This window comes from Pollutimonas bauzanensis, assembly GCF_040393045.1.
GTDB classification, from domain to species: domain Bacteria; phylum Pseudomonadota; class Gammaproteobacteria; order Burkholderiales; family Burkholderiaceae_B; genus Pollutimonas; species Pollutimonas bauzanensis_A.
In genome coordinates, this window is sequence record NZ_JBEBUX010000147.1 from 1 (window position 1) to 9779 (window position 9779).

A 9779-nucleotide genomic window follows, 5' to 3' on the forward strand; every position below is an offset into this window, starting at 1 on the left:
TTAGCTCAGTTGGTTAGAGCGCTACGTTGACATCGTAGAGGTCGCTGGTTCGAACCCAGTACTGCCTACCAGATACTTGCTGTGATGATAAGTAAACAAATCATCATTAGCCACGAAAACCCGCACAGCTTCGCGCTTTGCGGGTTTTTTGCATTTGCATCATATAACGCCTGGTTTTGGCGAGTAGATTTACTCTAGTTGCCTATGCAGCTCGGTAAGACGCAACAATGCAAAGTCGGCGCTCGCCTGGCGGATTTCGTTGCGCATCCCGACAAATATCTTGGTTTCGGCAAACACCCATGGCTCTGTGCCTGGTCGCTTAAACGCCCAAGCAAAACATTGTGTACCTGCGGGAGGGCCGTCCGGCATGTCGTCGGTAACGCCGGTATTGGCAATGGCAACATTCGCCCGACCTCGAACAAGCGCGCCCAATGCCATCTCGCGTGAAACCGCTACGCTGGTCAAGCCATAGGCATCGATAGTTTGCTTACGCACATCCAGGCATTTCATCTTTGCCGACGGTGAGTAAACGACAAAAGCACAATCCAATAAGGCTCCAGCGCCTGGAATATCCGCCAAAGTAGCCGCGATTAGCCCCGCAGTGCATGATTCCCCGGTAGCAAGCACCAGTCCCTGCTCTTGCATATATTGCGCTACCTTCTCGATATCACCCATTTCTGTCTCCGCGTGCCCGACACGATGCGCAACCTTCCCCTAGAATAGCTGCACTCGTCCAGCAAGCGCTGTACCACGCGCCCTGGCGCACTCCCCCATCGACCACCAAGGAGCCCCCATGACCGCCGTTATTTTTGACACCGAAACAACGGGCACTCAGGATGCGCAAATCATTGAAGCAGCCTGGCTGCGCCTGGACTCGCCCACTGCGTTAAATATCACCGAACAGTTCGAGCAGCGCTACCGGCCCACTCAGCGCATCAGCCTGGGCGCACTGGCCACCCATCATATTTATGACGAAGACCTAGCCGATTGCCCGCCACACACCCAGTTCAAGCTTCCCGCCGACGTGCAATACATCATCGGCCATAATATTGATTATGACTGGAAGGTAGCTGGCCAACCCGATGTAAAGCGTATCTGCACGCTGGCGTTAAGCCGCAGCCTTTATCCTGAAGCAGACAGCCACAGTCAGTCGGCCATGATCTATCTGATTGACCGGTCAAACGCCAGGAACCTGTTGAAATCGGCACACTCGGCGCTGGCTGATGTACAAAACTGCCGGTCGCTTTTGGCGCATCTGATCAGTCGCGCAGGCCACGCAGCAGACTGGGAAACGCTATGGCAGCTGTCAGAGCAAGCGCGCGTTCCCAAGGTCATGACTTTCGGCAAGCACAAAGGAAGCCTTATCGCAGACATCCCTGCGGACTATAAAGCCTGGCTATTGCGACAGCCTGACGTCGATCCCTATTTACAGGCGGCCCTTCGCGGCTAGCGCTATTCCGCCGGTTTCGGGACCGTCTGTATCAGTCGCAGTACAGCTTCATTTTTTTCCCGGGCCACCCGTTGGTGGACCAACCAGCTTTCCATCAGTTTCACTGATCCGGTCTGGCCAACGCCTTTTTCGTTGTGAAAGGCGGAAAGCGCTTCGTTCTCTTTGGCTTTTGCTTCGCTGAATTCATCGATCGCTTCCGCCACTTTACGCTTCCAAGTCTCCATTGCTCCATCCATTTTATTATTGGTACCTTTAAAATTTGGATGAAATAATAAACCCACGTTGGCTGCCCGGCAAGCTGCGGCCCGTCAATCCTTTATAACGCGGCTAATCGATCTGGATTCCCAGGTCTTTTACCAGCTTACCCAAGCGTTGCGCCTCTGAATTGACCAGCGAGGTAAATTGCTCTGGCGTGCCTCCGACCACTTCGCTGCCAATGCCCTCCCATCGTTTGGCGAACTCGGGGTCCTGGAATATTTCATTAAGAGCAGTGTTGTACTTGGCGATGATATCTGCCGGCGTACCCGCGGCGGCCACGATACCGTGCCAAGCATAATAATCAAAATCCTTGATCCCTGATTCTTGCATCGTGGGCACATCGGGCAACTGCTGCGACCGCTTCGCTGTGGTCACGGCTATCGGGTAGAAATCCTTATTCTTGATGAATTGCATAGAACTACCCAGGATGTCGAACATGCTAAAGATATGCCCGCCCATCATGTCGTTGATCGCCGGCCCCGCCCCTTTGTAGGGAATATGTTGAATAGGCGCCTGGGTCACGGTCTTGAAAAGCTCGCCGCCCAGATGTTGCGGCGAACCATTACCAGCGGATCCAAAAGTGGCTTTGCCTACATTCGCTTTGGCGTACGCAATATATTCTTGAACTGTCTTCACCGGGGTTGTTGATTTCACCTCCAGCACCAAGGGAAACTTGGAGATTTGAATAATGGATGAAAAATCCTTGATCGGGTCATATGCCAGATTCTTGAACAAGGTCTGGTTCACAGCCATATTGCCACTAGCAGCCAATAATATGGTGTAGCCATTGGGCTTCGATTTAGCCACATCCAAAGAACCGATGTTTCCGCTGGCGCCGGCTTTATTTTCAACAACAACAGATGTGCCCAGTTTCTTTGACAGGGGTTCAGCAATCAGGCGCGCCATAAGGTCGGTGGGCCCACCAGGAGGGAATGGCACCACAAAACGTATTGGTTCGGTAGGCCATGCTTGGGCGGCCACTGATAAAGCGGGGGCAATTAACAAGACTGTTGTGAAGGCGACAGAAATACGGCGTTTGAACATGCGTAAGCGACCTTTGGAAAAGTGAGCCAAATGAAAGGCGCCATAGCACCGCTGGCGACAAGCTTTTCAGCGTAAACCACTTTGATCTGACGAGTCTATAGCGGTTGTGCCTAGGTGATACTTCCTAGCGCGCTGCACGCCGGGGCATACGCCACACCGCCACACCAAAAATAGCCAGGCCGCCCAACGCCAAACCGGCGCCTACCCAACCTGTGGAAGTCCAGCCATAGCCGCCGGCAATCGCCACGCCGCCTAGCCACGCGCCCAATGCATTGGCCATATTGAATGCAGAATGGTTAAGCGATGCCGCAAGGGTTTGCGCATGGGGCGCGGCATCCATCAAACGGATCTGCAATGGCGGGCCAATAGCTACACCGCTGCCTATTAACATGACGCCAAGCATCGCCGTCCATGGATTGCCCGCCATAAATGGAAATAACAGCAACACCAGCACGTTCCACACCAGCAAAATGCCGATGGACGGCATCAACGCCTGGTCTGCCAGCCATCCGCCTATGACATTACCGATGATCATGCCTACGCCGACAAACGATAGCGCAAAGGGCACCATGCCTGGCGCCACACCCGACACTTCCGTCAGGGTCGGTGCGATATAGCTGACCACACTGAACAACCCCCCGAAACCTATCGCACCTATGCCCAGGGTTAGCCACACCTGCTCCAACCGCAACGCGCTCAGTTCGCGCATCGGACTGTTCAGGCGGGAGGCAGGCGCATCCGGCAAAATGACTCGTACGAGCAGCATGGTAATCAGCCCGATCACACTCACCGCGACGAAAGCGGCGCGCCAGCTCCATGCCTGCCCCAGCCACACCGCCAACGGATTGCCGATCAGGACAGCCACTGTCAAGCCCAGCATGACCCGGCCCACCGCTTGCCCGCGGCGGGCGGGCTCCGCCATCGATGCCGCCACCAGGGCAGCTACGCCAAAATAGGCCCCGTGCGGCATGCCGCTCAAGAAACGAAACAGCATGACGGAACCATACGACGGGGCCAATGCGCTGGCCAGATTGCCCGCTGCGAAGATGCCCATCAATACAATCAACAGCATGCGCCGCGATATCCTCGCGGCAAGCACCGCGATCAGCGGCGCACCAATGACCACACCCAAGGCGTAGGCGCTAATGAGATGACCGACTTCAGGCGCTGTCAGCCCAAGATCGTCGGCAATATTGGGCAGCAGACCCATGATGGAGAATTCGCCTGTGCCGATGGCGAAGCCGCCTACGGCAAGGGATAACTCGGCGGCGATACGGCGGCCTGTAGTAACAGCACGACCGTGAAGCAAAACAGGCGCAGACATGAGTATTAGGGAAAACGTTAACAAGGGCGAGAGTATACGCCCTTGACTATGACGCCCTTATGTAACAGTGTCTCGCTGCTGATTCTGGTCGTAAGCCCTATCGTCCAGAATATTCGTTAACGTTTCTACAGCATCCCAGACATCGGCATAATTCAGGTATAGCGGCGTAAAACCGAAGCGCATGATGTGCGGTTCGCGGTAGTCCCCTATTACACCGCGCGCAATCAAGGCCCGCATAACGGCATAACCATGGGGATGAGCAAAACTGATATGGCTGCCACGCAATGCATGGTCGCGCGGCGTGACGAGTTCCAGAGGATGCCCGGCGCAACGCGTTTCGACCAAGTCGATGAATAAGTCGGTAAGCGCCAAGGACTTTTCACGTATCGCCGCCATGCTGGTTTGCGTGAATATATCCAGCCCGCACTCCACTAAAGCCAAGGAAACGATGGGCTGAGTGCCGCACAACGCGCGCCGAATGTCGGGGCTGGGTTCGAACTCAGGCTGCATGGAAAATGGCGCGGCATGCCCCCACCAACCCGACAAAGGATGGGTGAATTTCGTTTGGTGCCTATGCGGCACCCAAATAAAAGCTGGCGAGCCCGGGCCGCCGTTCAAATACTTATACGTGCATCCCACAGCAAAATCAGCCCCGCAATCATTCAGCGCAACGGGCAACGCGCCTGCAGAGTGTGCAAGATCCCAAATCACCAGGGCTCCGTGCTTGTGGGCATGCGCTGTCGTGCCTGCCATATCATGCAGATAGCCGCTACGATAATTCACGTGTGTGAGCATGACGACAGCCGTATCATGATCGATGGCCGCCTCAAGTTCTTGCGCACTATCGACGAGACGGACTTGATAACCTCGCTCCAGCCATTGCGCCAGACCTTGGGCAATATAGATGTCGGTTGGAAAATTGCTGCGCTCTGTGACGATGTTTTTGCGCCGGGCCGTTTCAGGATGACTGGACTGAATCTGCAATGCAGCGGCAAGCGCTTTGAACAAGTTGATCGACGTGCTGTCGGTAACAACCACTTCGCCAGGTGCCGCACCTATCAAGGAAGCCAGCTTGTCGCCGAGCTTTGTTGACAGTTCGAACCAAGCTGCCGAATTCCAACTGCGTATCAGGCCGACGCCCCACTCTTGCGCAATCACCTGATGCGCACGCGCCAGCGACGCTTTGGGGCGAGCTCCAAGGGAATTGCCGTCCAGATAGATCACACCATCGGGCAGCGAAAATTCATTTTTAAGGAAAGCCAGCCCATCGTTCTGATCGAGCTGAACGCAATCGTCACGACTTATCATCTGGGGCTCTCCGACTGAGTTGCGCGAGGAGCTATGCGCTCTGGACAGCCGCCATGAACCGCTGAATTTTCAGGCTGGACTTGATGCCAGGCGCGTCTTCCACGCCACTGCTGACGTCTACAGCATAAGGCTGCATTGTCTTGATGGATGTTGCTACGGTATCGGGTGTAAGACCACCCGCCAAAATGGCAACACGGGTGTCTTCAGCTTGCTGAACTAAATCGAGCAGCGACGCGTCCAGCGCCAGACCGCTGCCTCCGTATGCATCGCTGTAGCTGTCGAATAACCATGCACTGGCTGACTGATAACGCAGGCATGTCTGCAATACGCCTTCGGGAGTATCGAGCCCGGGCGCGCCGACGCGGATCGCCCGAAAGTATCGATGATTGAAGCTTTCACAAAATTGCGGCGATTCATCGCCGTGAAACTGCAACAAATCAGGTTGTACGAGCTTGATGACGTCCTGGACTTCTTGCGCTGTGGCATTCACGAACAAGGTCACCACGTTGACGAACGCGGGAACCGCCGCCCGCAGCTCGCGAGCCTGCTCGAGGCTGACTGCCCGCTGGCTTTTGGGATACATGACGAACCCAATGGCATCAGCTCCTGCCTGCACAGCCGCATGGACATCCTCGAGGCGGGTCAACCCGCAAATCTTGACGCGGGTACGAAGCTGGCTATTCATTGTCGATGACCTGCCTGTTACCTGAATGCCGCACCAGGATCATCGGATTCGCTACTAGCGTCGTCTTCGCCATAAGAGCCCGAACCATAAATTTCCTCAACGCCAAACTTGATAGTGGATGGATCTACCTGGACCACGTCGTCCTTGTAGTGGGTGACTATGCCCGGGAACAACATGACTGCGGCCACCATCAGCACCTGTATGCCTATGAACGGAACCGATCCCCAATAGATTTGCCCGGTAGTCACTTTAGGAATCAGCTTGCCGGTAACACGATCATGATAGTCCTCTTTGGGCGCCACCGACCGCAAGTAAAACAAGGCAAACCCGAACGGCGGATGCATAAACGAGGTTTGCATATTGACAGCCAGCAATACGCCGAACCAGATCAGATCGATGCCCATCTTGTCTGCCACCGGACCCAGTAACGGCACAATAATGAAAGCCAGCTCGAAAAAATCCAGGAAAAAAGCCAGGAAGAAGGTCAGCAGGCTGACAACGATGAGAAAACCCCATTCGCCGCCTGGCAAGCCGATAAGCAAATGCTCGACCCAAAGATCGCCGTTGATGCCACGAAAGCTGAGACTGAATACGGTAGAACCAACCAGGATGAAAACCACGAAACACGACAACTTGGTCGTGGTGTCCATCGCCTGCTTGAGCAGGGAAAACGAGAAACGCCCACGCAACACTGCCATGGCCAGCGCACCCACCGCACCCATTGCGCCGCCTTCAGTAGGCGTGGCGACTCCGATAAAAATTGTGCCCAGCACAAGAAAAATCAGGAACAACGGCGGGATCATCACAAAAGTGACTCGTTCGGCGATCTCGGACAACAAGCCCAGACGCAGCACCTTGTTCACCAGCGCAATGATCAGCGCCGTGACGCCCCAACCCACCATAATGATGACGATACGCTCATCAATGGGAATCTGGGTGTGCTCGCTAAAGTAATATTCGGCGCCGAAATAGGCGACAACCGAAGCAATGATGGTGAGAACACCCAGCGAACGCAACCCGCGACTGCCATCGGGCTTAACGTAAATACGGGCTTCGTCGGGCAAAGCAGGAGCACTGTCCGGTTTAACTAGCGAAACCACTACGACATACACAATATAGGCAAGCGCCAGCAACAGACCCGGAATCATGGCCCCGCGGTACATATCACCGATGGACCGGCCCAATTGATCGGCCAGGATAATCAGCACAAGCGATGGCGGAATAATTTGGGACAAGGTGCCCGAAGCGGCAATCACCCCTGTCGCAAGCCGCCGATCATAGCCATAGCGCAGCATGATGGGCAGCGAAATCAGGCCCATTGAGATAACCGATGCGGAAACCACCCCTGTGGTGGCCGCCAGCATGGCGCCTACCAGTACGACGGCAATGGCCAGCCCGCCACGTATCGGACCAAACAACTGGCCCACGGTTTCCAGCAAGTCTTCAGCCATGCCCGAACGTTCGAGTATGAGCCCCATCAGAGTAAAAAACGGCACAGCAAGCAGCGTATCGTTGGCGACGATGCCGAAAACACGTTGCGGTAAGGCCTGGAACAACGCGGGTTGCATCAGCCCAAGATCGATCGCGACCAAACCATACAAAATGCCGTTGGCAGCCAGTGAAAAGGCAACAGGAAACCCCAATAGCAAAAACACGATCAAGTTGATGAACATGATCGGAGCCAGGTTTGCAATAAAGAACTCCATGATCAACGGCCCTTGCTTGTTATGTTTTGAGCAGCATCGCGAGCATCCTGTTCGGCGATCCTGCGAATTTCGTCAGCCAGTTCTTCTTCAGCACTTTTCCCATGGCTACGGGCTGTGGGATCGGGACAAATCCCCATTAGGAAGCCTACGCACTTGATCAGATGGGAAACCCCTGCCAGAATAAGCAAGCCGAACCCAATGGGTATAAGCAACTTCGCGGGCCAGCGGATCAAGCCCCCAGTGTTGGACGACAGTTCGTGCAGCACCAGCGACTCGTAGAAAAATGGCAAAGACAGCCAGAAAATCAATCCGCACGCGGGAAACAGAAAAAACAACACGCCGAATATTTCTATTTTTATTTGCGTGCGTTTGGAAAACTTTTGAGAAAGCACATCGACCCGCACATGCTCGTTGCGCAAGAAGGTATAGCCCGCCGCCAGAAGAAAAATCGCACCAAACAGATACCACTGCAATTCAAGCCAGGCGTTGGAGCTGACGTTGAACACCTTGCGTATGACAGCATTGGTGGCACTGACCAATACCACGACCAAAGTTAGCCAAATAACCGCGCGGCCCACCTTGGTATTTATATTGTCAATGATTCTGGATAAAGTCAGGAAAAATTTCATGAGTCCCACTCAGGAGGGTGACAGCGACTTCAAATTTACTGCAGCAATGCGCCAGCCATCCATTCGGCGCGCAAAAGCTGACAAGTATAAACGATGTATGTCAGACGGAAACGGCCTGAATTCTATACCAAAGCCCTGGGTTTGGCCCTTGGTATAAGCCCAGGGTTAGTACCGGGGAGGGCTAAAACCCAAATGCGAAAAAAGCGCCGTTTCGGCTGACGCGGCGGGCAGGTCGAATTCGAGCGGGTAATCCACTTTGCCAAAATATAAGCCATCGGGCGCAAAGGTAGGCGCGGCCAAGCGACGATCGCGCTGCGCGAGCAGGTCGGTCATCCAGGATGGGGAATGCTTGCCCTGCCCTACATACAATAGCGCGCCCATCAGATTGCGAACCATATGATGCAGGAAAGCATTGGCCTTGAAGGTAAACAAGAAAAAATCGCCGTATTGATCCACTTGCAAAGATTGCAAGGTGCGAATCGGGCTGGCGGCCTGGCACTGGGATGAGCGAAAGCAACTGAAATCGTGCTCGCCAAGCAAACGCTGCGCAGCCTCACGCATGCTGTTCAAGTCAAGTGCGTGATAGACCCAACCAGCACGGCCATGCAGTAGAGGCGAACGCACCCTGGAGTTGCGAACCAGATACAAATAGGTGCGCGACATGGCAGAGAACCGGGCATGGAAGGTATCAGGCACAGCTTGCGCCCATTGCACCGCAATGCTGTCAGGTAGCAACGCATTAAGCCCGCGCACCCAGGACTCGCCCCGGCGCTGCACGTCCGTATCGATATGCACCACCTGACACAAACCGTGCACACCCGTATCGGTACGGCCTGCGCAAATTGTGCCAACAGATTGGGCCAGAAACCGACTGAGTGCGGATTCCAGCTGGTCTTGTACCGTATGCCCGCTGGGCTGTGTTTGCCACCCCTGCCAGAAGGAGCCATCGTAGGCCACCCCTAGCGCGATGCGCGGCATGACGCCCTAGCCTTTTCTAGTCGGTTCGTCGGATGGCGCTTGCTCAAAATCCAGATTGATCTTGTCGAGCTTTTCCTTGACCATCGCTTCAGTGACAGGACCGGGGCGATCATCGTCATCGTGAGCCGCATTGGCTCGGCGCAGTATCCACGCGATGATAAGTACGATCAATGCCAGCAAGCCGGTAATCACACCCAGCATATGCTCTTGTATCCACGACACGGTTTGTCCTGCCTTATTTGAAATAGATTGTTCCAAGCCGCCAGCACTATTGGTGCTATTTGACGCGGCATTGTTTGCGTTGTTGTTTGCCGCTGCAGAATCGGGTGCTGCAGGATCTTTTGCTGCATTCCCATTGCCGGCGGCAGCACCGGAGGACGACCCGGCGGTGCTTTCC

10 protein-coding genes and 1 pseudogene are annotated in these 9779 nt (G+C 54.8%); 1 reads left to right on the forward strand and 10 read right to left on the reverse strand.

Annotation, left to right across the window (positions count from 1 at the left end):
* Window positions 1-189 precede the first annotated feature (189 nt).
* On the reverse strand, window positions 190-675 hold the full coding sequence (locus ABWO67_RS17160) for a CinA family protein (RefSeq protein WP_353153832.1): 486 nt from the start codon (window positions 673-675) through the stop codon (window positions 190-192).
* A gap of 118 nt (window positions 676-793) precedes the next feature.
* Here ABWO67_RS17160 and ABWO67_RS17165 point away from each other — a divergent pair, with 118 nt between their 5' ends.
* Entirely contained in the window at window positions 794-1450 is a 657-nt protein-coding gene (locus tag ABWO67_RS17165) for an exonuclease domain-containing protein (protein ID WP_353153835.1), read from the forward strand.
* Window positions 1451-1452: 2 nt separating this feature from the next.
* On the opposite strand, the gene ABWO67_RS17170 is transcribed toward ABWO67_RS17165, so the two are convergent.
* The 9 genes and pseudogenes from ABWO67_RS17170 to ABWO67_RS17210 all read right to left on the reverse strand — a co-directional run.
* A complete protein-coding gene (locus ABWO67_RS17170) occupies window positions 1453-1731 on the reverse strand; it encodes a hypothetical protein (RefSeq protein ID WP_353153838.1) in 279 nt (92 codons plus the stop codon).
* Between the two features lie 46 nt (window positions 1732-1777).
* The gene (locus ABWO67_RS17175; protein ID WP_353153841.1) at window positions 1778-2752 is read right to left on the reverse strand and encodes a Bug family tripartite tricarboxylate transporter substrate binding protein; all 975 of its coding nucleotides are present in this window, start codon (window positions 2750-2752) and stop codon (window positions 1778-1780) included.
* A 124-nt stretch (window positions 2753-2876) separates the two neighbouring features.
* Window positions 2877-4076: an MFS transporter gene (locus tag ABWO67_RS17180; RefSeq protein ID WP_353153844.1), complete on the reverse strand. Its 1200-nt coding sequence runs from the start codon at window positions 4074-4076 to the stop codon at window positions 2877-2879.
* Window positions 4077-4133: 57 nt separating this feature from the next.
* Window positions 4134-5384 carry a kynureninase gene (gene kynU / locus ABWO67_RS17185; RefSeq protein ID WP_353153847.1) on the reverse strand — a complete coding sequence of 417 codons (1251 nt, stop codon included), beginning with the start codon at window positions 5382-5384 and terminating at the stop codon, window positions 4134-4136.
* Between the two features lie 31 nt (window positions 5385-5415).
* Window positions 5416-6069 carry a phosphoribosylanthranilate isomerase gene (locus ABWO67_RS17190; protein WP_353153850.1) on the reverse strand — a complete coding sequence of 218 codons (654 nt, stop codon included), beginning with the start codon at window positions 6067-6069 and terminating at the stop codon, window positions 5416-5418.
* Window positions 6070-6086: 17 nt separating this feature from the next.
* The gene (locus ABWO67_RS17195) at window positions 6087-7775 is read right to left on the reverse strand and encodes a TRAP transporter large permease (RefSeq protein ID WP_353153853.1); all 1689 of its coding nucleotides are present in this window, start codon (window positions 7773-7775) and stop codon (window positions 6087-6089) included.
* A 2-nt stretch (window positions 7776-7777) separates the two neighbouring features.
* Window positions 7778-8404: a TRAP transporter small permease subunit gene (locus tag ABWO67_RS17200; protein ID WP_353153856.1), complete on the reverse strand. Its 627-nt coding sequence runs from the start codon at window positions 8402-8404 to the stop codon at window positions 7778-7780.
* A 165-nt stretch (window positions 8405-8569) separates the two neighbouring features.
* Complete coding sequence (gene truA / locus ABWO67_RS17205) at window positions 8570-9382, reverse strand: tRNA pseudouridine(38-40) synthase TruA (protein WP_353153859.1); 813 nt, start codon at window positions 9380-9382, stop codon at window positions 8570-8572.
* A gap of 6 nt (window positions 9383-9388) precedes the next feature.
* Window positions 9389-9779 (reverse strand): annotated as a pseudogene (locus tag ABWO67_RS17210) (hypothetical protein); the annotation flags it as partial.

What these genes read in the sequence shown, in the direction of transcription:
- ABWO67_RS17190 (WP_353153850.1), bottom strand. Translation starts at nt 6,069, where the DNA reads ATGAATAGCCAGCTTCGTACCCGCGTCAAGATTTGCGGGTTGACCCGC.
- ABWO67_RS17175 (WP_353153841.1), bottom strand. Translation starts at nt 2,752, where the DNA reads ATGTTCAAACGCCGTATTTCTGTCGCCTTCACAACAGTCTTGTTAATT.
- ABWO67_RS17160 (WP_353153832.1), bottom strand. Translation starts at nt 675, where the DNA reads ATGGGTGATATCGAGAAGGTAGCGCAATATATGCAAGAGCAGGGACTG.
- ABWO67_RS17165 (WP_353153835.1), top strand. Translation starts at nt 794, where the DNA reads ATGACCGCCGTTATTTTTGACACCGAAACAACGGGCACTCAGGATGCG.
- truA (WP_353153859.1), bottom strand. Translation starts at nt 9,382, where the DNA reads ATGCCGCGCATCGCGCTAGGGGTGGCCTACGATGGCTCCTTCTGGCAG.
- ABWO67_RS17200 (WP_353153856.1), bottom strand. Translation starts at nt 8,404, where the DNA reads ATGAAATTTTTCCTGACTTTATCCAGAATCATTGACAATATAAATACC.
- ABWO67_RS17195 (WP_353153853.1), bottom strand. Translation starts at nt 7,775, where the DNA reads ATGGAGTTCTTTATTGCAAACCTGGCTCCGATCATGTTCATCAACTTG.
- ABWO67_RS17180 (WP_353153844.1), bottom strand. Translation starts at nt 4,076, where the DNA reads ATGTCTGCGCCTGTTTTGCTTCACGGTCGTGCTGTTACTACAGGCCGC.
- kynU (WP_353153847.1), bottom strand. Translation starts at nt 5,384, where the DNA reads ATGATAAGTCGTGACGATTGCGTTCAGCTCGATCAGAACGATGGGCTG.